At 61.1% G+C, this 21,922-nt stretch carries 21 protein-coding genes; 10 read left to right on the top strand and 11 right to left on the bottom strand.

Features of this window, described 5'->3' with window-relative positions; genetic code table 11:
- Positions 1-49 precede the first annotated feature (49 nt).
- From H0W40_RS01980 to H0W40_RS01950, 7 genes are read left to right on the top strand one after another with little or no spacing between them, the layout of a single operon-like run.
- Positions 50-769, top strand: a complete 720-nt coding sequence (locus H0W40_RS01980; protein ID WP_292442599.1) for a class I SAM-dependent methyltransferase — start codon at positions 50-52, stop codon at positions 767-769.
- Between the two features lie 21 nt (positions 770-790).
- The gene (locus H0W40_RS01975) at positions 791-2,119 is read left to right on the top strand and encodes a UDP-glucose/GDP-mannose dehydrogenase family protein (RefSeq protein ID WP_292442596.1); all 1,329 of its coding nucleotides are present in this window, start codon (positions 791-793) and stop codon (positions 2,117-2,119) included.
- 22 nt (positions 2,120-2,141) lie between these two features.
- Positions 2,142-3,416: a DegT/DnrJ/EryC1/StrS aminotransferase family protein gene (locus H0W40_RS01970; protein ID WP_292442593.1), complete on the top strand. Its 1,275-nt coding sequence runs from the start codon at positions 2,142-2,144 to the stop codon at positions 3,414-3,416.
- A gap of 59 nt (positions 3,417-3,475) precedes the next feature.
- On the top strand, positions 3,476-3,730 hold the full coding sequence (locus H0W40_RS01965) for a CopG family transcriptional regulator (protein ID WP_292442590.1): 255 nt from the start codon (positions 3,476-3,478) through the stop codon (positions 3,728-3,730).
- Between the two features lie 4 nt (positions 3,731-3,734).
- The gene (locus tag H0W40_RS01960; RefSeq protein WP_292442586.1) at positions 3,735-4,166 is read left to right on the top strand and encodes a TA system VapC family ribonuclease toxin; all 432 of its coding nucleotides are present in this window, start codon (positions 3,735-3,737) and stop codon (positions 4,164-4,166) included.
- Positions 4,167-4,182: 16 nt separating this feature from the next.
- Positions 4,183-4,812 carry a sugar transferase gene (locus H0W40_RS01955; RefSeq protein ID WP_292442583.1) on the top strand — a complete coding sequence of 210 codons (630 nt, stop codon included), beginning with the start codon at positions 4,183-4,185 and terminating at the stop codon, positions 4,810-4,812.
- Positions 4,813-4,866: 54 nt separating this feature from the next.
- Positions 4,867-6,753, top strand: a complete 1,887-nt coding sequence (locus tag H0W40_RS01950; RefSeq protein ID WP_292442579.1) for a nucleoside-diphosphate sugar epimerase/dehydratase — start codon at positions 4,867-4,869, stop codon at positions 6,751-6,753.
- A gap of 49 nt (positions 6,754-6,802) precedes the next feature.
- Here H0W40_RS01950 and H0W40_RS01945 read toward each other — a convergent pair whose 3' ends face one another.
- Together H0W40_RS01945 and H0W40_RS01940 are read right to left on the bottom strand one after the other, a co-directional pair.
- Positions 6,803-7,120 carry a hypothetical protein gene (locus H0W40_RS01945; protein WP_292442576.1) on the bottom strand — a complete coding sequence of 106 codons (318 nt, stop codon included), beginning with the start codon at positions 7,118-7,120 and terminating at the stop codon, positions 6,803-6,805.
- Positions 7,121-7,277: 157 nt separating this feature from the next.
- Positions 7,278-7,703 carry a nucleotidyltransferase domain-containing protein gene (locus H0W40_RS01940; RefSeq protein WP_292442574.1) on the bottom strand — a complete coding sequence of 142 codons (426 nt, stop codon included), beginning with the start codon at positions 7,701-7,703 and terminating at the stop codon, positions 7,278-7,280.
- Positions 7,704-7,770: 67 nt separating this feature from the next.
- Between H0W40_RS01940 and H0W40_RS01935 the strand changes: the two genes are divergently transcribed.
- Genes H0W40_RS01935 through H0W40_RS01925 form a run of 3 tightly spaced genes read left to right on the top strand, consistent with a single transcriptional unit; the run spans position 7,771 to position 9,715 of the window.
- Positions 7,771-7,977: a CopG family ribbon-helix-helix protein gene (locus tag H0W40_RS01935; protein WP_292442571.1), complete on the top strand. Its 207-nt coding sequence runs from the start codon at positions 7,771-7,773 to the stop codon at positions 7,975-7,977.
- Positions 7,978-8,268 (top strand): type II toxin-antitoxin system RelE/ParE family toxin, encoded by a 291-nt coding sequence (locus H0W40_RS01930; protein ID WP_292442568.1) that lies wholly within the window; start codon positions 7,978-7,980, stop codon positions 8,266-8,268. It begins immediately after the preceding gene.
- Between the two features lie 52 nt (positions 8,269-8,320).
- Complete coding sequence (locus tag H0W40_RS01925) at positions 8,321-9,715, top strand: hypothetical protein (RefSeq protein WP_292442566.1); 1,395 nt, start codon at positions 8,321-8,323, stop codon at positions 9,713-9,715.
- 3 nt (positions 9,716-9,718) lie between these two features.
- Here H0W40_RS01925 and H0W40_RS01920 read toward each other — a convergent pair whose 3' ends face one another.
- The 9 genes from H0W40_RS01920 to H0W40_RS01880 are packed head-to-tail and all read right to left on the bottom strand — an operon-like array spanning position 9,719 to position 21,915.
- Positions 9,719-11,719: a capsular polysaccharide biosynthesis protein gene (locus tag H0W40_RS01920; protein WP_292442563.1), complete on the bottom strand. Its 2,001-nt coding sequence runs from the start codon at positions 11,717-11,719 to the stop codon at positions 9,719-9,721.
- A gap of 59 nt (positions 11,720-11,778) precedes the next feature.
- On the bottom strand, positions 11,779-12,846 hold the full coding sequence (gene pseI / locus H0W40_RS01915; protein WP_292442561.1) for a pseudaminic acid synthase: 1,068 nt from the start codon (positions 12,844-12,846) through the stop codon (positions 11,779-11,781).
- Positions 12,843-13,364 (bottom strand): UDP-4-amino-4,6-dideoxy-N-acetyl-beta-L-altrosamine N-acetyltransferase, encoded by a 522-nt coding sequence (gene pseH / locus H0W40_RS01910; RefSeq protein WP_292442558.1) that lies wholly within the window; start codon positions 13,362-13,364, stop codon positions 12,843-12,845. Before pseH ends, pseI begins: the two co-directional genes overlap by 4 nt.
- Positions 13,357-14,469 carry a UDP-2,4-diacetamido-2,4,6-trideoxy-beta-L-altropyranose hydrolase gene (gene pseG, locus H0W40_RS01905; protein ID WP_292442555.1) on the bottom strand — a complete coding sequence of 371 codons (1,113 nt, stop codon included), beginning with the start codon at positions 14,467-14,469 and terminating at the stop codon, positions 13,357-13,359. Before pseG ends, pseH begins: the two co-directional genes overlap by 8 nt.
- A complete protein-coding gene (gene pseF, locus H0W40_RS01900) occupies positions 14,469-15,170 on the bottom strand; it encodes a pseudaminic acid cytidylyltransferase (RefSeq protein ID WP_292442552.1) in 702 nt (233 codons plus the stop codon). Before pseF ends, pseG begins: the two co-directional genes overlap by 1 nt.
- The gene (gene pseC, locus H0W40_RS01895; protein WP_292442549.1) at positions 15,170-16,327 is read right to left on the bottom strand and encodes a UDP-4-amino-4,6-dideoxy-N-acetyl-beta-L-altrosamine transaminase; all 1,158 of its coding nucleotides are present in this window, start codon (positions 16,325-16,327) and stop codon (positions 15,170-15,172) included. Before pseC ends, pseF begins: the two co-directional genes overlap by 1 nt.
- Complete coding sequence (gene pseB / locus H0W40_RS01890) at positions 16,328-17,323, bottom strand: UDP-N-acetylglucosamine 4,6-dehydratase (inverting) (protein WP_292442546.1); 996 nt, start codon at positions 17,321-17,323, stop codon at positions 16,328-16,330.
- Between the two features lie 12 nt (positions 17,324-17,335).
- Positions 17,336-18,406 carry a polysaccharide pyruvyl transferase family protein gene (locus H0W40_RS01885; RefSeq protein ID WP_292442544.1) on the bottom strand — a complete coding sequence of 357 codons (1,071 nt, stop codon included), beginning with the start codon at positions 18,404-18,406 and terminating at the stop codon, positions 17,336-17,338.
- Positions 18,403-21,915 (bottom strand): hypothetical protein, encoded by a 3,513-nt coding sequence (locus H0W40_RS01880; protein WP_292442540.1) that lies wholly within the window; start codon positions 21,913-21,915, stop codon positions 18,403-18,405. Before H0W40_RS01880 ends, H0W40_RS01885 begins: the two co-directional genes overlap by 4 nt.
- Positions 21,916-21,922: the final 7 nt, after the last annotated feature.

Raw genomic sequence — 21,922 nt, 5'->3', positions numbered from 1 at the left:
TCGGTTTCGCCACTTCCGGGCGCAGCAGCGTGACGACGTGGGGGGTGCAATGAGCGCCCCCCCGCCCGATGCCGACGAAGCCGCCGCCATCGCGCAGCGCTACGCCCGTCGCGACCTTGTGGCCGACGCCGCGCGCTACAGCCTCTTCGATCCCGCGGCGCTGCAGGCGCAGCAGGAGCGCCTGCACGTCATGCTGGCGTTGTGGCGCGCCCACGGCTGGTGTGGGTTGCAGGGCCGCGATCTGCTGGAGGTCGGCTGCGGCAGCGGTGGCAACCTGCTGGACCTGCTGCGCCTGGGTGCTGAACCTTCGCGTCTCGCGGGCATCGACTTGCTGCCCGAGCGCATCACGGCGGCGCGCGCGGTGCTGCCCGTTGCGGTGCGGCTGATCGAAGGCGATGCCAACCAGGCCGACATCGCGGCCGGCAGCCGGGATGCCGTGCTCGTTTTCACGGTGTTCTCCTCGCTGCTCGACGACACCGCTCAGGAGCGTCTCGCCCAGACGCTGTGGCGCTGGGTGCGGCCCGGCGGCGGCGTGCTGTGGCACGACTTCTGCGTGGACAATCCGCGCAACGCCGACGTGCGGGGCGTGCCGCTGGCTCGAGTACGCCACCTCTTCCCTCAGGCGCGCCTGCGGGCGAGGCGCGTCACGCTGGCGCCACCGATCGCCCGAACCGCTGCGCGGGTGCATGCCGGCTTGCCAGCGCTGGTCAATGCGCTGCCGCTGCTGCGAACACACCGGCTGTGCTGGCTCGAAAAACCGATGCAATGAAACTCGACAAGGACCTGACTCATGAAGATCACCGTGGTGGGCACCGGCTATGTGGGCCTGGTTACCGGCGCTTGCCTCGCCGAGATGGGCAACCACGTGCTGTGCATGGATCTCGACGCCCGCAAGATCGACATGCTCAACACCGGCGGCATCCCGATCCACGAGCCGGGTCTGGAAGAAGTGGTCCAGCGCAACGCCGCCGCCAAGCGCCTGGAGTTCACGACCGACGTGGACCGCGCCGTCGCTCACGGCACGCTGCAGTTCATCGCGGTGGGCACGCCTCCCGACGAAGACGGCTCGGCCGACCTGCAGTACGTGGTGGCCGCGGCCCGCGCCATCGGCGAGCGCATGACCGACTACAAGGTCGTCATCGACAAGAGCACGGTGCCGGTCGGCACGGCCGACAAGGTGCGCGCCGCCATCGACGCGGCGCTCGCCGCGCGCGGCGTGAAATGCGAGTACGCGGTGGTCAGCAACCCCGAATTCCTGAAGGAAGGCGCGGCGGTGGCCGACTTCATGCGGCCGGACCGCGTGGTGATCGGGGCCGAGGACGAACGCGCCGTGCTGCTCATGCGCTCGCTCTACGCGCCCTATGTGCGCAACCGCGACCGCGTGCTGGTGATGGACATTCGAAGCGCCGAGTTCACCAAGTACGCCGCCAACGCGATGCTCGCCACGCGCATCAGTTTCATGAACGAGCTCTCGCGCGTGGCCGAGGCGGTGGGCGCGGACATCGAATTGGTGCGACAGGGCATCGGCAGCGATCCGCGCATCGGCACGCAGTTCCTCTATGCCGGGGCTGGCTATGGCGGCTCGTGCTTCCCGAAAGACGTGAAGGCGCTGATCCGCTCGGCCAGCGAGGCCGGACACGAGTTGGAACTGCTGGGCGCCGTGGAATCGGTCAACGAGCGGCAGAAGCAGTTGCTGGCCGACAAGATCGTCGCGCGCTACGGCAAAGACTTGTCCGGTAAGCGCTTCGCCCTTTGGGGCCTCGCCTTCAAGCCCGGCACCGACGACATGCGCGAAGCGCCGAGCCGCGTGCTGATCGACCGCCTCACGTCGCTCGGCGCCGAAGTGGTGGCCTACGACCCGGTGGCGGCCGACGAAGCGCGGCGTGCCATGCCGGACCAGGAGGGCCTGTCGTATGCGGACTCCGCTAACGCCGCACTGGAGGGTGCGGATGCGCTGGTCATCGTCACGGAATGGAAGGAATTCCGCAGCCCGGACTTCGATGCCATCCGCAACACGCTGAAGGAACCGCTGGTGTTCGACGGGCGCAATCTGTTCGAGCCGGCGCTGATGGAAGAACTGGGCATCGAATACCACGGCATCGGCCGCGGCAAGGCGTGAGCCGCCACGCACTCGAAGCCGCATGAGCGATCTGCCCTTCCTGCCGTTCGCGCTCCCCGAGATCGGCGAGGAGGAGATTGCGGAAGTAATCGATACGCTGCGGTCGGGGTGGGTCACGACGGGGCCGAAGGCAAAGCGCTTCGAAGAAGATTTCTCGGCGTTTCTGGCGTTGCCCCCTCTCCCTCTGGGAGAGGGTTGGGGTGAGGGCCGGCCGGACCCCCCCTCACCCCAACCCTCTCCCCCTCCCGGGGGCGAGGGAGCAGGCCTCGCAGGTGCCGACGCAGCGCCGCTCCACGCCATCGCCGTCAACTCCGCCACCGCCGGACTGCACCTTGCGCTGGAATCCTTGGGCATCGGCCCCGGCGACGAGGTCATCACCACCACCCACACCTTCACCGCCACCGCCGAAGTCGTGCGCTATCTCGGCGCCGATGTGGTGCTGGTCGACATCGACCCGGCCACGCTCAACATCGACCCCGCCCTCGTCGAGGCCGCGCTCACGCCGCGCACCAAGGCCGTGATTCCCGTGCACTACGCCGGCCTCGCCGCCGACATGCCGGCGCTGCTGTCCATCGCCCGCCGCCACGGTCTGAAGGTGGTGGAAGACGCCGCCCACGCGCTGCCGACCACCTGTGGTGGCGCGCTCATCGGCACGCTCGGCAGCGACGCCACCGTGTTCAGCTTCTACGCCAACAAGACCATCACCACCGGCGAGGGCGGCATGGTCGTCACGCGCAACGCCGAACTCGCCCAACGCGTGAAGGTGATGCGCCTGCACGGCATCAATCGCGATGCGTTCGACCGCTTCACCGCCAAGACGCCGAGCTGGTACTACGAAGTGGTGGCCCCCGGCTTCAAATACAACCTGACCGACATCGCCGCGGCGCTGGGCATCCACCAGCTCAGGCGCGCCTGTGCTTTCCGGCAGCGTCGCGCAGAGATCGCGGAGCGCTTCAACACCGCCTTTGCCGATCTGCCGCTGCTGCTGCCGCCCGTCGCACAACCCGGCGACCTGCACGCCTGGCACCTCTACGTCGTGCGCCTGAGCGACGATGCACCGGTCGATCGAGACCGTTTCATCGAGCGCCTCTACGCGCTCGGCATCGGCGCCAGCGTGCACTACATCCCGCTGCACCAGCACCCCTACTGGCGCGAGCGCTATGCGCTCGGCGCTGCACAGTTCCCGCACAGCCAGCACGCCTACGAACGCATGGCGAGCCTGCCGATCTACTCGAAGATGAGCGAGGCGGATGTCGATCGCGTGATCGCCGCAGTGAGAACGGCACTGCGAGCGTGACGCGCCGCCGCAGTGATGGTTGGTGACCTAGAATCACCGCATCAACTCATCAAACTGTTGTGCGAACGACTCTCGATATCGAGGACGACGTCCTCGCCGCCGCCAAGGAACTGGCGCGGCGTGAACGGAAAAGCGCGGGCGCCGTGCTCTCCGAGCTGGCGCGTCGCGCACTCACCGGCGCACCGGCGTCGGGCACGGCGCCCGCACGCAGCGGCAGGAAGCCCGCAGTGGCCGGCTTCCGCGCCTTTCCCGCGCGCGGCAAGGTGGTCACCGACGAGTTGATCGACGCCTTGCGCGACGCCGAGGGCCTCTGAGCTCATGAGGGCCTTGCTCGACGTCAACGTCCTGATCGCTCTGCTCGATGCCAGCCATGTCCACCATGCGCGGGCGACCGATTGGCTCTCGCGGCACGTCGGACAAGGCTGGGCGTCGTGTCCCATCACGCAGAACGGCTGTGTGCGCATCATGTCGCAGCCGAGTTACCCGAACGCCTTGCCGACCGCCGAGGTAGCCCAGCGGCTCAGCGAAGCAGCGGCCGATCGCAGCCACGAGTTCTGGCCCGACGCCGTGAACCTGCTGGAGCCGGGCCGCTTCGACTGGCTGCGGCTGCTCGGCCCGCGCCAGATCGCCGATGCCTACCTGCTGGCACTGGCTGTGGAGAACGGAGGCCGTTTCGTCAGCCTCGATCAGCGCGTTGCGCTGGACGCCGTGCCCGGCGCCCAGAAGCGCCACTGCGTCGTGCTGGTTTGACAGCGAGGGGCACGCGGTGCTCAAACGCGCCTGCGACCTTCTGCTGTCACTCTTGGGCCTGCTGCTGCTGGCGCCGTTTTTCGTGATCATTGCGTTGGCCATCAAGCTCGACTCACGCGGCCCGGTCCTGTTCCGCCAGCAGCGCGTGGGCCGGCACGGCGCCCTCTTCGACATCCACAAGTTCCGCACCATGGTGGCCGACGCGCCCGAGCGCGGCCCGCCCATCACCGTCGGCGACGACGCGCGCATCACCCGCATGGGCCGCTTCCTGCGCGCACGCCGGCTCGACGAGCTGCCGCAACTGATCGATGTGATCAAGGGCGACATGAGCCTGGTCGGGCCCCGCCCCGAGCTGCCGCGCTATGTGGCCCTGTATCCGGCTGCCTTGCGCGAGCGCGTGCTCGCCGTTCGCCCCGGCCTCACCGACCCCGCCGCGCTCGCCTACCTGGACGAGAGCGCCTTGCTCGCCCGGGCCGCCGACCCCGAGCGCGAGTACGTGGAGGTGCTGATGCCCGCCAAGCTGCAAGCCTCTGCCGACTACGCTGCGAGCGCCTCGCTGGGCACCGACCTGCGCGTACTCGTGCGCACCCTGGCGCGGCTTTTCGGCGTCGGCGGCAAGGGCCAAGGCAGCCCCCGCGGCCGATAATCACTGGCTGCCACCGAGCTCGCCGCGACGCCGAAACGGTCAATACAGGCCCCCATGCCGCCTCCCGATTCCACGCTCTGGCACCGACTCGACGCCGCGCTGCGCCGCCTGCGCCCGCACCGCCAGCCGCTCTCGCTGGTGCTCGACGCCTTGGTCATCGCAGCCTGCTGGAACTTCACCTACCTTTTTCGGCTCGGCTTCGAGCGCTGGTGGTCGGCGCGGCCGGCGTACGACGGCTGGGTGCTGCTCGGCATCGTGGCGCTGTATCTCGTGGTCTTCGTGGTGCTCGGCGTGCCGCGCGGCATGTGGCGCTTTTCGGGCTTCGGCGAGATCAAGCGCCTGACCATCGCCTGTAGCCTGGCCGGCGCGCTGGCCGCGGTGATCGTGCTCATGGCCGAGTTGCGCGCGGTGCCGCGCGCGGTGCTGGCGCTGCACCCTGTCATCACGCTGTTCGGCCTGGCCAGCGTGCGCCTGGCCTACCGCATGCTCTACGAACACCTGCGCGCACAGATCGCCGGCGGCGCGCCGCATGCCCGGCGCGCGCTCGTGCTCGGCGCTGGCGATGCGGCGCGGCTCCTGTTGGCCGGCATACAACACCAGGGCTGGGTGGTGATCGGCGTGCTCGACGACGACGCCGCCAAGCAGCGCACGCGCGTGGCCGGCGTGCCGGTGCTCGGTGCTCTGGAAAGCCTGCCCGACTTGGCGCGCAGCCTCGATGCCACGCATGTGATCGTCGCCATGCCCTCGGTGCGCGGCGCGCGGCGGCGCCGCGTGATCGAGCTCGCCACCGGGACCGGCCTGCCGGTGCTCACCGTGCCTTCCGCGCAGGAGCTGCTGGAAGGCGCGACGGTCGCCCGCGTGCGCAGCATCCAGCCCGAAGACCTGCTCGGCCGCGAACCGGTCGTGCTGGACGAAGCCGGCATCGCCGAATGCCTGGGCGGCAAGACCGTGATGATCACCGGTGCCGGCGGCAGCATCGGCGCCGAACTGTGCCGCCAGGTCGCCCGCTACGGCCCGGCGCGGCTGGTGCTGTACGAGCTGAGTGAGTTCAACCTCTACACGATCGAGCAGGAGCTCAGCGAGAGCTTCCCGCACCTGCCGCTGGCGCGGCTCATCGGCGACGTGAAGAACCTCGAGCATCTGCGCCGGGCCATGGCGCGGTGGCGGCCGCACATCGTGTTCCACGCGGCCGCCTACAAGCATGTGCCGCTGATGGAAGAGCACAACGCCTGGGCCGCGCTGCAGAACAACACCTTGGGCACCTGGCACGCGGCCACGGCGGCGGCCGACGCCGGCGCGGAGCGCTTCGTGCTGATCAGCACCGACAAGGCCGTCAACCCGACCAACGTGATGGGTGCGACCAAGCGCGCGGCCGAGATGGTGGTCTCGCACATGGCCTCGCAAGGCCATGCCACGCATTTCATGGCGGTGCGCTTCGGCAACGTGCTCGGCTCGAGCGGCAGCGTGGTCCCGAAGTTCAAGGAACAGATCGCTCGCGGCGGGCCGGTGACCGTCACGCACCCCGACATCACCCGCTACTTCATGACCATCCCCGAGGCGGCGCGGCTGGTCGTGCAGGCGGCGGCCATCGGCGCGAGCGGGCAGGTGCTGGTGCTGGAGATGGGCGAGCCGGTCAAACTGGTCGAGCTGGCGCGAGACCTGATCCGTCTGGCCGGGCATGCGCCCTCCGACATCCGCATCGTCTTCAGCGGCTTGCGGCCTGGTGAGAAGCTGTACGAGGAGCTGCTGGCCGACGGCGACACCACCCTGCCGACGGCCGTGCGGCAACTTCGCGTCGCACGGCTCGACGATGCCGCAGCGCGGGGCAGGGTGGCCGAGTGGTTGGTGGGCAATGCGTGGGCGACGCAAGCAGCAGATGATCCGGCGGTGCGCGAGTGCCTGCGGCAGCTCGTGCCGGAATTCGTTGCCACGAGCGGGTGAGGCGACTGTTCGGGCTGCTGCTGCAGCCCGAGATGCCCCACCCCGCTGCTCACGCCAGATTGCGCTGGGGCGCGTAAGCCTGGCAAGCCTCGACGAAGTGCATCAGCAGCGGCAGCTTGTCGTGTGCTTCGTTCAAGGCCTCGGCCAGAATGGCGGGATTGCGGATGTACTCGTGAACCATGCGGTTGCGAAGGGCACGCGTCTCGACCCACGTTTGGGTCGACTCCAGCAAGCCGAGCTTCTCTGCGCGGTCCAGGTTGTCGAGCACACTCCCAATCGGCTCGGCAAGGCAGCTCAGCAGCTCGGGTAACAACCTGTCGCCTGCCGTGTCTTGCAGCCGAGCGAAGCGTGCGGCGAATGCATCCACTCGCTCCGCAAGCAGCGCGTCGTCGCGCAAAGTGGCGGCGCGCTCTGCGGTGAAGGCTGCACGAACAAGCGCTCGTCGGTGCCGCGTAAATGCTCTGATTCGAGCGCCACGGTCTCGAGCAGAAAGCGCAGACGAGTGCCTTTCGGCGCACCGGCTCTCACAGCGCAACGCCTTCCCGGCGCGCCGCCAGGTGAACGGCCTCCAGCGGTGTCGAGGGGTCAACCACCAGCACATCGACTTTGCGATCACCCAGCGCGCGCTGCATTCGGGCGGTGAGCTGTATTGCAAGACGAACAGGCCGCTCCACGCGATGCGGGCACTCCACCAGCAAGTCAAGATCGCCGCCGCGCAACTCGTCATGCACCCGGGAGCCGAACAACACCACGTGCGCATCGGCACCGGCCAACTCGGCCGTGGCCGCGACGATTACGTCTTGCTGCTCTCGGGTCAGGCGCATGATTTCAGTATGGGGGCCGGCATGCGGCACGACCCCGCGACGAGCCAGCAGCGTGGCAGCCCCTTGCAGGCGTTGCCAGAGGCCTGTGCTAAGGTATTTCCTATAAATACCTATTGGTGTCAGCATTGAGCGCGGCGGTCGTTCGCCCCGTGGCGATCAAGATCGAACCCGAGATCAGGGACCGCGTAAGCGCTTGGCCGATGCGCGTCACCGGAGCGCGCATTGGCTCGTGCGAGAGGCCATCCATCAGTACGTCGAACGCGAGGAAAAGCGCGAGGCGTTCAGGCAGGACGCGATGTCGGCCTGGAACGAGTCAAGCCACTGGCTTGCATGTGACGATGGAAGAGGCCGACGCCTGGCTCGCCAAGCTGGAAGCAGCAAAGGATGTCGAGCCGCCTGAATGTCACGCCTGATCTGGTCGCCGCGGGCGCTGCGCGATGTGCAGTGCCTCCACCGCTTCCTGGCCGAGAAAAACACCGGCGCTGCCGAGAGAGCGGTGAAGGCACTTCGCAAGGGTGTGAGAATCCCAGAGCTTCAGCCAGGCGTCGGCCGACCCGTCGAGGACGTGGAGACGGAGTATCGGGAGTGGCTGATCGATTCCCGGAACAGCGGCTATGTGGTGATGTACCGGTTCGACGGGCAGACCGTGGTGATTCTGACCTTTCGCCATCAACGTGAGCTCGAGTACTGATGCGCCTGCCTGAAACGATCAAAACCATGCCCCCAGCCACCCGCGCCTTCGCATGAACATCGCTTACCTCGACCCGCCCTACAGCCGCTATTTCCAGGCCCTGTCCTCACGCCTGGCGCGGCGCACGGGCGGCAGCTCGGTAGCCTTGCTGTCGTGCCCGGCCTACCGGATGTACACGCAAGGCGATCGCAGCATCGTGTGGAAACCGGGCGATACGGAGCAACTCTATTCGGTGCCGCCCTCGTTCGAGCGGGCCGAATGGGCGAATGCCGAATGCCCCGCCTTCACCCGCGCGTTCTCTCATGCCGTGAGCTGGTTAAAGGCCCGCTTCCAGGCCGAGCGCATCGACACCTGCCTGCTGTTCTCCGATGCGCGGCCGTTCTCGGTGGCCGCGCAACTGGCGGCCCAGGAACTGGGCGTCGTTTGCGTGTATTTCGAGCGTGGCGCCTTTCGGCTGCGGACCTCGAGCCTGAGCACGCACGGCATCAACGCGCGTTTCAATCTGCAGGCCGCTGAAGGCTGCGAGCACATCTCGGGCATGAACGAAGCGGACCTGCCCACGCGGCGCGCTACCGAACCCTGGCTCAGGCTGCGCTTCGCGAAGTTCCTCATCCGCAATGCGCTGGCCCGTGCGGTGGAGCCGGCGCGCGGGCTGATGCAGCACAAGCGCTACCACGTCTTCAACTACACCCGCATCGCGCTCAAGCAGTTTCGCGCCGAGCATCCGGAACTGCCCATGCCGCACGAGCCCGAGCACGAGCCGCCGCAAGGCAACACGCCGCTGGTCATCCTGCCGCTGCAGTTGCCGACCGACTCGCAGTTCGTCATGTATTCCCCGTTCCGTCACAACCAGGAGTTGATTGACTTCGTGGTGAGTGGCGTGCGCAAGGCTCTGCCGAACGCCGAGGTGCTGGTGAAGATGCACCCGATGGACGTGCGACGCTATCGGTTGCCCGAGGGCGCGCGCCTGATCGACGGCAACCTGGCGCGCTTTTATCCGCGCACCGCGTTCGTCGTGTGCCTGAACTCCAACGCAGGCTTCGAAGCTGCGATCTGCGGCAAGACTGTGCTGTGCTTCGGCGACAGCTTCTACACGGGGCCTGACCGCCGCTGCATCCGGCGGGTGAGCCGTGACAACTTCGTGGAGCAGGCGAAGACAGCTGTGGCGCAGGGCGACGATCCCGTCGCCGGACATGAGCTCAAGGCAGCGGTGCTGCGCTGCTACCAGGCACCCGGAGACGCGTGGGCTTATACCGACGAGGATCTAGAGGCGACCGTCGGCATCGTGCTACAGCATGTGGCAGCGGCACGCGGGGCGCGGCACAGGCAGTTTTCGCCTGCGGCGATAACTGCAGCTTCGTTGCAACGACCCGTCACGGCAACGCCCTCGGTGCGGCACGGCTTGGCTGCGGTATCAGACCGGGCGCACGTCGCAATCACGCGTTGAGGATCACCGGCGCCGCCAGCGATCACGCGTGCGCTTAAGTCGTCGCAGCATCCGAAGCCATCGCGCTTCGACCGGCGGCTGCAGATCATGCCCGTGCAGCAACTCATGCAGCGCCCGCTCTGGCGTAGTGAAGGCGCCGCTGACGCCACTGACGTAGGTCGGATAGAGGATCAGCGACGCGGCAACCAATTCGTCGAGTGCCAGCTTTCGGGTGCGCCGCGGGTGCGGTTGAACGTCCTCCGTCAGGCCCCAGCCGGCATAAAAAGGCAGGCCATGGCAAACCACCCGCTTGCCCCGCAGAAGTGCCTCGAAACCGGCGAGGGATGTGAGGACATGCACTTCATCGACGGCACTCAGTAGCGAATGGATCGGCACATCGGTGACCACCTCATCGCAGTGCTCGCGCGTCTGGCGCTCGTCTTTGCCCCTTGATCGTTTCTCGGCAGACACATCGAGGTGAGGCGCATATACCAAGTGCCCGTCCGGCGCGGCGCGCCGTGCCGCCTGCAACAGTCCAAGGTTGGTACGCAACCCTGGAGCACCATAGGTGATCGATGCCTCGGATTCCACTTGTCCAGGAACCAGCACTACCCACTTCGCGCCTGCAGGGCGTTGCCATTTCCTGCTGCCGACGTCGTGTCTGGTGATGCCAGCCCCGACGACTTTCGCCCGCAGGGAGCGGGCACGGGAAAGAAGAGCTTCGTCGAAGGTCGCGGTCTCCAGCAGCGTCTCAAGGTCGGAAGGTGCAGTCGCGTCGTAGTACATACCGCTGCGGTCGATTACCCACGAAAGCGGTTGAACCCGCTTGGCGTTGGCGCTGAGGCCGACGGAACGAAGGAAACCATCCTCGACGCGCAGCAGTAGAGCGTTGTCGCGGGAAACGAGCGCCTTGTCAGCCGGTCGGCCCCATACGGCACGCACCGGTGCATCAGCAAGCCTTTCATCGAGCGGAGCCTGCCTTTGCACGGGGGCTCCGGCAAAGCAAAGCGTACTGCCCCCGAAAAACGCACGCGCGATCGGGCGCTTCCAATTCGGAAATGCGATGGCCTGTACATGAGGTGCAAATCGCTCGCGCTGTCGGCGCTGCAGTGCCAGCCAGTCCATTACTCGTTCGACTTCGCAGCGCTCCAGCGTCTCGGGGTCGATGTAGCGCGGATACTCGACGAGGGCGGCGTGCACCAGGTCTTCCAAAGAAGCGCGGTGCAAGGTGCGGCGCCGCTCAGGTGCTTGCAACTCGTCTTTGGTCAAGCCCCAGCCTGCATAGAACGGCGTGCCAAAGGTACGAACCGGCTTGCCCCATATCAACGCCTCGAAGCCCATCTGGGAGGTGACTACGTACACCGCCTCGGCGTGCTCCAACAGACCCGGCGGGTGGGCGTCTGTCGCCAGCAACATCACCCGCTTCGATTGCCCGGCTGTCAGTGCGTCGAAATGCGCCCGCTTTCTGCCGGCGATGACGTCCGGATGCACTTTCACTATCACGCCAAGCGACGGATGTTCGTCAAGAGCGGCTTCAAGCATCCGGCGGAAGCTTCGTTCGTCGGCCAGACCGTAAGCGATCGAAGCGTCGCCGGCGGTTTGATCAACCACCAAGACATGAGCCGCAAAAGCCACCGTTTGCTCGCGCGCGTGGTTGTACTTGGACAACCTCTGGTCGCGCCAGGATCGAACGACCGCCCGAGCCCGTTCTATCTCTGGCTGCTCGTGAGGCGCAGCGATGAGTTGTTCAAGTCTTGATGGCGCTCGGGCGTTGTAGTAGATGCCAATGTCGTCGACGACAACCGATCGAGGTGGATCGATATCGCCAAGGGAAATCGAACGCAGGAAGCCGTCTTCTAGCGCCAGGTAAGGCAGTCCATATCGATCGGCGTCCGCCTTCGCTTTCAGCGCGACGCCTTTCAGGCCCCAGCCGACGACCGCGGCGCAATCGCCGGCGGGTCTCCCATAGGGCTGGAAACGGATGCGCTGACCCAACAATGCCGGCAGGCCGCTGATCATCAACATGCCGATATTCCGGGCAACCAGAGTTCCCGGCTGTGAAAGGCCTCCGCGGATCAACGTGACTACAAAAGTTGATCCAGCGAAACCGGCGTATTCATCGGCGTGTCGTTCCTGACTTTCCTACCGATTACGCGATCGAGAAATTTGGGTGGCAGGCCACTGCCGGGACGAACGCTGCGAACCGCATCCGGCGTCACTACATCGCCCGCACGAAGTGGTTTGACAAAGTAAAGCGATCTTCGAAACTGCGCGTTTCCTTGCTCGCTGGACTTTCGTCCGTAATCCACTTGGCCCAAGGCGCTCCAAGCGGTGCGCGCGCCGCGACACAAGGCTTGCAGCTCGTTCGGCTCAAGCGAAAAACTGTCGTCAGGCCCACCGCCGCTACGATCGAGAGTGAAGTGCTTCTCGATGATGCAGCCGCCGAGCGCTACGCTGGCAATCGCGGTGGTGTTGTCCAGTGTGTGGTCCGACAAGCCGGTGACCACACCATAGCGCGACATCATGTCGCTCATGGTGCGCAGGTTGTAATCGGCAGCGGGCGCGGGATAGCCGCTCACGCAATGCAGTACAGCGAGTTGCGTGCAGCCGCCGGCGCGGGCCGCGTCGATGGCTTCCTGAATCTCTTCGGCATCCGCCATGCCGGTAGAGATGATCATGGGTTTGCCGGTACGCGCCACGTACTTGATCAGCGGTAAATCCACCGCTTCGAACGAGGCGATCTTGTAGGCGGGAGCGCCGAGACTCTCAAGCAAGTCGACTGCTGTAGGGTCGAAGGGGGAACTGAAAATCGTAATGCCCAGTTCCTGCGCGCGAGCGAACAGCGGCGCGTGCCATTCCCACGGCATGTGCGCTTCCCGGTACAGCTCGTAGAGCGTCCGGCCGTCCCAAAGACCGCCGCGAATCTGAAACTCCGCCGCGTCTGAATCGAGCGTTATCGTGTCCGGGCGATAAGTTTGAAGCTTTATCGCGTCGGCGCCTGCCACCTTGGCGGCTTCGATGATCTTGAGCGCAGTCTCTAGCTTGCCGTTGTGGTTGGCGGACAACTCGGCGATGACGAAGGGAGGCACATCGACAGCGATGCGGCGCCCGGCGATCTCGATACTTGGATTGTTGGACATGGTGACCTTCATTTGCTCCGGTGCCATTCACCGCTCAACAGGCCGAAACAAGCTACATCGTGGTAGCCGTGACCATCAAAATGCTGATCGCGCAAAACGCCCTCCTGCTGGAAGCCCAGCGCGAGATGAAACTTGATGGACTTACGGTTATAAGCCAGTGCCCGAGCGCACAACTTGTGCGCTTCGAGAAAACTAAACGTATAGTTCAAAGCAGTATCACCCAATCGCCGGCCGGTCCCTCTTACCGCGTCGGGTGCCACATAAAACCCCCAATCAGCGATGCGATCGGCCGCGCGCATGTGCACGTTGACAAAACCTCGGGGCCGGCCGTCGCACTCGAATATAAGCAAATGTCGGCCTTCTTCCATCGATGTGCGTTTGAACCATTGCTGGTGTTCCTGCGGCGTAATTTCCGCTTGGTTGAACATGAACGAGCCTACGTCCGGATGATTGCGCCAGACCAGCACTGCTGAAAGGTCCTGATTGACCATGGGCCTTAAGCGATCGTCGCTTTGATCGCCATCAGGCACGGGAGGGCTCCAGGAGGTAGGGCAAAACTCGTTCGACGCCAAGGCCGTCTGTGACGGCACGTGCTGCGTTGCTCATCGTGGACAGGGCGTCGCCCTTCAGCAGGGCTGCTAAATGTTCAGATAGCTGGTCAGCCAGATCTGGTCCGTCCGAAAGCAAAACGGCCGCTCCCGCTCCGACCAGTGCTTGCGCGCCACGGCGTTGATTATCGGCAAGCACGAGGAGCATGCTGGGCAGCCCGACGCAGCACCGTTCCCACGATGTTCCGCCTGCGGCGCCAATGGAAAGATCACTCTCCGTCATCAGGTGTGCCATATCGCTGACGTCGACTCGAACCTTGCAAGTCCATGGCATATCTGCCGCTCGCCGTTGCACACTCTCCAACCAAGGTGCATCCCGCCCCATGACCACGGTAATGCGAAAGTCCGGCGGCAAACGACACAACCGCAACGCGTCCAGCACGCGTTTCGTGACATTGCGTTGATCGCCTCCACCCATGGTAATGAGCAGGTGCCGCGGTAGCGAAAAACTTCGGCGGTGCAGGCTCTCGGCACGTTGCGCGGCGAATTCCGGGCGCAGCAACGCATAAGCCGGGCCGGCAAGTACGGAACAATTTTTTGATACCAAGCTTGCGTAGTCACTGCGCTGGCGGCCCAGGTTCTGATCCAGCAGGAGGTCGCAGTGGTGCGGCCTGTCGGCCAGGTCGTCGATCACCATGAGCTGACGGCAACTGCGCTGCAGCTGCGCTTCCCAAGCTCCGTCGAGCGCGTAATGATCCACCACCAACCAGTCGGTGACTTGCTGATCCAAAGCGGCGACAGTCTGGTCGGCGTCCGTGCGCCAGTCACAGCCTAGCCAAGCGGCGTGAGCGGGCAATTGCTTCCATGGGAGGTCAAGCGCGTCTTTATCAGCAGTGCCAGGTAACGTCGCCACACTGAACCCACGCTCGCGTGCAATATCGATCCGATGTCCTGGATGCTCGCGACAGATGAAGCGGCAATCAGCTCCCCGCTCCCGGAGCGCGGTGGCGAGCGACAGGCAGCGCAGAAAATGTCCGCTGCCAATCTGCAACGAGGCGTCGGTGCGAAAGGCAACAGCAGGAGTCATCAGTCTGCCGCGGACGATGCCTGCTGTGCCTTGAACAACCACTCGGCCCGCGTCCAGTCATCCAACGTGTCGATATCTTGGACGCGGTGACGCGGCAGCATGATCGGCGCGGAGTCGGTCGAGAAGATGGGTGTCTCTGCCAACCAGGCTGAGGCTTGGCCCCAATAAAACTGCCCGGCATCGTGAAACGCTTGTTCGAGGTCTTGCGATCGGGTGTTCCAGTGCTCGGGATAGAACATGCTCACCCGTCCATTGGCCTTTACCCGGATCGCCCGCTGAATGGGAAATTCGTAGTCCGTGACAGAGAAGGAATAAGCAGCGCCGGTGGACTGCAGCATTTCCAGTCCGAGCTGGAGATCGATTGCGGTGACAAAGGGTGCGGTGGCGTATACGCAGCACACTGCATCAGGTGTGCGGCCTTTGGCGCAATGCCACTCGATGGCGTGGCGAATCACCGGAAGGGTGCCTGCGTGGTCGTCAGACAACATGGCCGGCCGGAGAAACGGCACCGACGCGCCCCATTCGCGCGCAACGGTCCTAATCTCTTCGTCGTCGGTCGAGACGATCACATCGTCGAAACAGCCGCTTGCCAACGCGGCTTCGATAGACCATGCCATGATGGGCTTGCCGCAGAACGATTTGATGTTTTTCCGCGGAATGCGCTTGCTTCCGCCTCGGGCGGGGATGACGGCGAGTCTCATCAGGCCATTGCGTGGCGCAAAGCTTCAACCACCATGTCCTGTTGCGCCTCAGTAAGGGTGGCATACATCGGAAGGCTGATCGCTTCGGCGTAATAGCGTTCCGCCTCGGGGTACCGGCCTTGTACGCAACCGAGCCGTTCGTAATAGGGCTGGGTATGCACGGGAATGTAGTGCAGGTTCACGCCGATCCCTTGTTCACGCAGGGCTTCGAACACTTGTCGGTGGCTCACGGCTATGCGATCCAAAGTCAGTCGAACGACGTAGAGATGACGGGCGGAGGCCCCGTCCGGATGCTGCCACGGCAAGGTGAGCGGCAGGGCGGCCAGCGACTCGTCATAGCGCAGCGACAAAGCGTGGCGGCGCGCGACGTAAGCGTCGAGCCGTTCCAGTTGAGTCAGGCCCAACGCGGCCTGCAGCTCCGTCAGGCGATAGTTGAAGCCCAGATCGATCTGCTGGTAGTACCAAGGGCCATCGGATTCACGGGTCATGTGGGCAGGATCGCGGGTGATGCCATGACTGCGGAGCAGGCCAATGCGCTCGGCAAGTTTCGGATCGTTTGTCACCGCCATGCCGCCTTCGGCAGTCGTGATGATCTTGACCGGATGGAAGCTAAAGACGGTGATGTCGCTGTAGCGGCAGTTTCCTACCGGCGCGCTCTCGTACTTGCCACCGATCGCGTGCGATGCATCCTCCACAACCTTGAAACCATAGCGTTGAGCCAGTACATGAATGGCCCGCATGTCGCAGGGTTGGCCGCACAAGTGAACGGGGACGACCACTTTTGGCAGACGCCCTTTCTTTTGCGCCTCGGCCAGCTTGCGCTCCAGGGCTTGCGGACACAGGTTGTAGGTCCGGGGGTCGATGTCAACAAAATCGACTTGAGCGCCGCAATAGAGGCCGCAATTGGCAGACGCGACAAAAGTGATCGGGCTGGTCCAGAGCCAATCGCCCGGGCCAAGATCGAGTGCAAGACACGCGATGTGCAGCGCCGACGTGGCACTGTTGGCGGCTATCGCATGCTCGACGCCGCAATGCTGAGCCACCGCAGCCTCGAAGCGCGGCACTGCCGGGCCCTGCGTGAGGTAGTCAGACCGCAGGACCTCGACAACGGCGTCGATGTCTTCTTGGCGGATATCTTGCCGGCCATACGGAATCATTCAGATTGTCCCGATTTTCGATCGGTTTTGATCGATCCAAGTCCGCAACTCCTGCGGCCCCATCCAGACGTCGTTGCTGTCGCTGGCGTACACGAAGCCCTCGGGCACTTTGGTTCCGCTGCCAATACGAACGGTGTCCTCGCTCCATTTATGAATCGCCGGCAGGATCTTGAAGTGCTCCGGATACTCGTAGGTATGAAAGGAGTCTTCAGCGCCAATCATCTGTTCGTGAAGTTTTTCACCAGGTCGAATTCCCACGAAGTCAAGCTCGGCTTCCGGGGCGACGGCATTGGCAATGTCCGTCACCTTCATTGAGGGAATTTTTTTAACGTAAATTTCACCGCCTTCCATGTCATCGAACGCGTGCCAGACTAATTCGACCCCCTGCTCTAAAGTAATCATGAAGCGCGTCATGCGAGAATCTGTGATGGGTAGCACTTCCTTATCTTTGATGGATAAAAAGAACGGAATTACAGAGCCGCGCGAACCCATTACATTTCCATAACGGACCACCGAAAATCTGGTGTCATGGCCCCCAGCATAAGAATTTCCCGCGACGAAGAGCTTATCCGATGCGAGTTTTGTTGCGCCATACAAGTTGACCGGACTGCTCGCTTTGTCGGTCGACAGCGCCACCACTCGTTTTACCTTTTTGTCGATGCAGGCATCGATTAGATTCATGGCGCCAAAAATATTTGTCTTGACGCACTCGAACGGGTTGTATTCTGCAGTTGGAACAATTTTTGTTGCTGCAGCATGAACCACATAGTCGACGTCATCGAGTGCCCGGCATAGCCGATCGCGGTCACGGACGTCACCGATAAAAAAGCGAACACGAGGATCATTCACAAATTTCTTTGCCATTTCCCATTGTTTCATTTCGTCTCGTGAGTAAATAATAATTTTTTTTGGATTATATTTGGCTAGAGTCATGGGAACAAAGGTGTTTCCAAAAGAGCCTGTGCCTCCAGTAACAAGAATAACTTGGTTATACATAAAAATAAATGATTAGAGAGAAAGTTCAACGTCGAGCACAGACAAGTTTCTGGCAAGATTATTAAAATAGGGAACGATTATTTCGTGATAGGTGCGTTCTATATTTGAAAGACATGCCCGATAGGAAAAAAAGCGATTCGAAATTTCTTGTTGCAGAAATTCGATAGCGCGATGTGGCGTATCCCTATCTGCCTCTAGGGTTTCAGGCGAAAAAGCCAAAAAACATCCCGTGGAAATGTCAGACGTTTGTGAAAAACCATAAGATCGCACATCTTCGGCCAGTAAGATAGAAGGTTTCCTACTGCGCAGAAAAAAAAGATGCCCATGTAGTCTGTACCCTAGATGAACGTCAATGCTTGCATACAGTTTTTGTAAGTTTTTCGACGAACCGTACGGGCGCAGCTCGGAAAAACCAAGTTCAACGGCATGCTCCGCAATTTTTATAGAATGCTCAGACGGTTTTGAGTGAAAAGAAACGAAAAGATCTGCCTTCGGAAGCAGGTCGCGCATGAGGTTGAGTACATCGATCGACTGGATCGTGTAGTTTGGCAGATGTCCAACTGTGAATACCGCCGATTGCACAGGGTCGGGCGGCACGAAATGGCGATTGAGCGCGCGTTCCTCATAAAGGCTCAGATCACCACAATATACTGCTGGAATATTGTTATTTGTTAGAACCTTAACGATCAGGGCATCCCTGCATGGATAAGGTCCAAATCGCTCTGCAAGCAACGAGAGAAAATCAGCTGTTTGACTTCCATACCTAAAATCAGAAAACGATGCTCCTGGCTGTAGCGGCTGCTGAAAGCTGCAACCGATGGGGAAGAAGTTTTTCATTCGACTGAGGTCTGAGAACAGGCGAAAGGTCCCCCGATATACACCATCGCTGACCGAAAAACCGGGTGCAACGATAGAATCGATCCTTTTATCCGTCAGGTTGTCTAAATCGGTTTCACGGAATAGGACATCCGGGGCGTAAAGTGGATGTCGAGCCTTGATTAGGTCTAGCGCTGAGTCGGTGATCAGTCGATCACCGACGTTACGTGATCGTTGAGCGGGATAGGTTGTCAGCAAGAGATTCATTGCTGTAGCGACCAAAAGCTCTTTCGAGGCGCCATGTCCTTACAGGTGGTGAGTAGCGGATGGCGTACCAAGATCTGTGCCGCCGCATCGATCAGTGAAGTCTTGTCGCCGAGTTTTCCACCTTCCACGTGTGTGACGGAACGGTGCCAAACGTCAACTGAGGTTCCCGGACGCTTGCGCCAATGCAGTTCCGAAGAGTTAGACAACAGCAGGGTCGGCCGACCCACGGCACCGGCTAACTCGACGACTGTAGTGGCCGGTGCAATGATCAAATCCATGCAACTCATTAAGCCGGCAACGCCGTCTAAGTCGTTGAACTGATCCAGATCAGGGAAGTTAAGCACTCGACCCGGATATTTGGCCTCCAGCTGAGTCAATTCCGCCGAGCACTCATCGTATTGGAGATTAACGAACTGGACGTCGGGCACCTCAAAGAGCGGCCCGAGTTCGTCGATATTGAAGTAGTGTTCGTTGCGGGAATAGGTCGTCAGACTGCTGCGCCAACTCAGTCCCACCAGCGGCTTCTCAGCCCATGGCTTGAGTCGATCTCGCCAGCGAGCGACACCAACAGGGTCAGGAATCAGGTACGGAGTTCCATTGAATGAGTGATAGCCATCAATAAAATCACCCAGGAAATCCGTGGCTAGCAAGGTTTGGTCAGCATCGTTCGCTGCGCTCCAACCATTGTTGTCAAAAACATCAATTAAATCAGAGCCAGGCAAGGATATGAAATCGTTAAAATCGTCAAGTGAGGCTAAGTTTCGGGCTCGTTTAGACGCGACGAATTTCAGAGCTGGAAAGGACCGCTTAAAAAGAGTGAACAATCGCGGGTCGCAAGTTACTGTTAACTTACTATTTTTTACCCGTTCCCGTAGTCGACCATAATAACTAGAAAAGCGCAATTCATCGCCAGGCCCGAAAAATCCAAGAATCGCCACATTGTTTTCGCCCGTGTCATAGATTCGATCCAGCGATTGAATGTAGCGGTCGCCAAAATACGCGCCAAGCACTTTTCTCGTTTTCTTCATGTCGCGAAAAGTTCGAAACGACGATTTTATTTTCCCCATTCCTAGATACACTTTACGACGATGCATGTCACCAACATCAATGCCAAGAGATATTACTTGGTTAAGCAGATCACCGCCCCAGTCATAATCATTCTTCACGACAGCGAGGCGAAGTGCTTCTCTATACAATAGATTAACCGGCCGTCGCTTTAAAAGTTCTACCATAAGCGCTTTCGCTTCATCGAGCTTGCCTTGATAGCTGTACGCTAGGCTGAGTGCTGCCCAGTAATGAATTTGATCAGCAGGCTTCGGTTCATGTGAACGTAACAAACTTTCCGCCTCCCGCGCCTTGAAGCTGGCAATCAAGCGAACTGCACGATTGATCGGCGAGCCCAGTTCTTGATTCTCTATGCTTGCCTGAAGAGCGTCGATGAAGGGAAGTTTTCCAAAAGCGTTTGTAAGAACTCTAGTAAAGTTTTCGAACGAGCCAAGCCATTGCGGATTCAAAGTGACAGCAACTGACATTGCTTCGCTCGCTTGATCCGGATCATTTGCCAGTGCAGCGCACTGAGCTTGCAATCCGAAGTTTCTGCCTAACTTCCAATTGGGATCGTATCGATTGAAAAAGTCCAGCAAGGCTGCAGCGGAACTGAAATCAAATCTAAGGCGCGCGATCTCTACTAAACCGTTTATCACATCTCCGCTAATGAAACCGGATAGCAGAAGCCGATTCAGTGTCAAGTACGCCCCGTTTAAATCGCGGCGACGAAGATCAAATTCCGCCACTCGAAGTGCGCGTTTTTGATTCTGAATTTCAAAAGATCGCTCAGAATCAGGTGAAACAGAATAAACAGTTCCGTAGGCTAGATGATCTAACGTTTTTCGCGCTTCCTCCAGATGACCGGATTCTTCACAATACCAAGCCCAATGCTCCATGAGTCCGGGTAGTGGTTTGATAATCAGTAGATTTCTCAGCAGTTCGCCGTAATGTTCAAGCTTGATACATGTGCGCAGCGTGCTGAACAACGAGCCAACGGATGCTGCGTCCTTTAACTGGCCAGCAAGAAAATAAGCGACAAAGCGTTGGTGGTGATCACCTTTACAACGCATAAATATCCGTTGCAACGGCAGTGAGGCACTGAGTTTTTGCGCCATTGTGGCGGAAATAAATGGATACAGTGCCGGGCGAAAAGCCGCAGGCCAATATTCAGACTGCAGGAGCAGTGTGGGTTCCGTTTGCACAAGATGTGAGGTAATGCTCGCATTCAGGGCTTGCCGTCGCTGTGCTGTCACTGAAAGCATGGCTGATAGGCAGCCGCGTACTGGATCGGAAAGTGACCCAAGATAGCGCGGATACAAAAGGTAAGCCACACAGAATAGCTGCTCAATTGTCAGGCGACGCGTTCGCCTCTGGACTGCCATGCGGTCGTCAGTAAGACCCCAGCCGGCGTAGAAAGGCGCACCAATTACGGTAACTGGAAGGCCGTGAATCAGCGCTTCGAAGCCACTCAGCGAGGTGAGTGTGTAGACCCGATCGACAGCTCGAAACAGATCTGCTAACGCTACATCCTCGGTCAAGACGCGGCACTGCCTGCATAATGCTGCCAAAGTGTGGGTATTCGCTCGAAAGCCTTGCGTGACATCCGGATGCGGTCGGTAGATGATGTCCGCATCCTCATTTTCTTGTCGCGCCATCTCGATCAAGCGAAGATTAGTCCAACCGTCTCCGAGGCCGTGGAGTATTGAAGCGTCCGACTCGACTTGTCCTATGACAAGGATCCGTCGTTTAAGTCGGGGGCCCAGCACATCTTCGACGGCTCGGAGGCTACCGAGGTTGTACTTACTGATACCGAGGTGGCGCATTAACTGCATCAAGGCTGCGGCACTGTCCAGTAGGGCTGGCGTAGTCGAAAAGTCGTGCTCATTTAAAAACTTCTCAAGATCCGATGGCTTTGAAGCGTCGAAGTAGATGCCGCGACTGTCGAGTACCAACGAAAGCGCGGTCGTATGACGACTACCGAGTTCGGCCGAGCGAATAAACCCGTCCTCCATCCGCAACAGCGGAATGTTTTGTCGCTCCGCTAAGTGCGCCAGCTCCGGTTCATCCTTCATTCCCCAGACTATGAATGAAAGTCCTTCAATCGATTCGCATTGCCGCTCTAGGTGTCTCCAAGACGACCGACCGCGGACATATGCGGTGCGGTATTCCAACAGGTATTTCGAGACAAATTTCCGCTTCCACGGATTAAAGCCGATCATGATCGCAATCGGTTTGCGCTCCTCCGCGAACCAGTTTTCTCCCACCAAGTCAAAAGCGGCGAAGGTGGGAAATTCCGCTTGGAGTTCGCCCTGTATCTCCAGCGATAGCTCCGGTGAAGGGCTTGCCTGCGTACGGGTGTGGCGTGTCGGAATGCCTAGCCGCCGCCACAGCGGCTGGAGACGGCGCAGATCAAGAAAAAAACTCTGCGGGTTGCGCCGAAGCTTCTCAAGCTTCTTTTTCATGCGCGAC

The sequence above is a fragment of the Methylibium sp. genome, assembly GCF_013817345.1.
GTDB lineage: Bacteria > Pseudomonadota > Gammaproteobacteria > Burkholderiales > Burkholderiaceae_C > Methylibium.
Note: the sequence above shows the minus strand (reverse complement) of the source record. Positions and strands in the feature narration are given on the sequence as shown.

What these genes read in the sequence shown, in the direction of transcription:
- pseC (WP_292442549.1), bottom strand. Translation starts at nt 16,327, where the DNA reads ATGATTCCGTATGGCCGGCAAGATATCCGCCAAGAAGACATCGACGCC.
- H0W40_RS01940 (WP_292442574.1), bottom strand. Translation starts at nt 7,703, where the DNA reads ATGCTGACACCAATAGGTATTTATAGGAAATACCTTAGCACAGGCCTC.
- H0W40_RS01920 (WP_292442563.1), bottom strand. Translation starts at nt 11,719, where the DNA reads ATGTTGATGATCAGCGGCCTGCCGGCATTGTTGGGTCAGCGCATCCGT.
- H0W40_RS01925 (WP_292442566.1), top strand. Translation starts at nt 8,321, where the DNA reads ATGAACATCGCTTACCTCGACCCGCCCTACAGCCGCTATTTCCAGGCC.
- H0W40_RS01950 (WP_292442579.1), top strand. Translation starts at nt 4,867, where the DNA reads ATGCCGCCTCCCGATTCCACGCTCTGGCACCGACTCGACGCCGCGCTG.
- H0W40_RS01885 (WP_292442544.1), bottom strand. Translation starts at nt 18,406, where the DNA reads ATGAATCTCTTGCTGACAACCTATCCCGCTCAACGATCACGTAACGTC.
- pseB (WP_292442546.1), bottom strand. Translation starts at nt 17,323, where the DNA reads ATGTATAACCAAGTTATTCTTGTTACTGGAGGCACAGGCTCTTTTGGA.
- H0W40_RS01970 (WP_292442593.1), top strand. Translation starts at nt 2,142, where the DNA reads ATGAGCGATCTGCCCTTCCTGCCGTTCGCGCTCCCCGAGATCGGCGAG.
- H0W40_RS01930 (WP_292442568.1), top strand. Translation starts at nt 7,978, where the DNA reads ATGTCACGCCTGATCTGGTCGCCGCGGGCGCTGCGCGATGTGCAGTGC.
- pseI (WP_292442561.1), bottom strand. Translation starts at nt 12,846, where the DNA reads ATGAAGGTCACCATGTCCAACAATCCAAGTATCGAGATCGCCGGGCGC.
- pseF (WP_292442552.1), bottom strand. Translation starts at nt 15,170, where the DNA reads ATGAGACTCGCCGTCATCCCCGCCCGAGGCGGAAGCAAGCGCATTCCG.
- H0W40_RS01975 (WP_292442596.1), top strand. Translation starts at nt 791, where the DNA reads ATGAAGATCACCGTGGTGGGCACCGGCTATGTGGGCCTGGTTACCGGC.
- H0W40_RS01880 (WP_292442540.1), bottom strand. Translation starts at nt 21,915, where the DNA reads ATGAAAAAGAAGCTTGAGAAGCTTCGGCGCAACCCGCAGAGTTTTTTT.
- H0W40_RS01980 (WP_292442599.1), top strand. Translation starts at nt 50, where the DNA reads ATGAGCGCCCCCCCGCCCGATGCCGACGAAGCCGCCGCCATCGCGCAG.
- H0W40_RS01960 (WP_292442586.1), top strand. Translation starts at nt 3,735, where the DNA reads ATGAGGGCCTTGCTCGACGTCAACGTCCTGATCGCTCTGCTCGATGCC.
- pseG (WP_292442555.1), bottom strand. Translation starts at nt 14,469, where the DNA reads ATGACTCCTGCTGTTGCCTTTCGCACCGACGCCTCGTTGCAGATTGGC.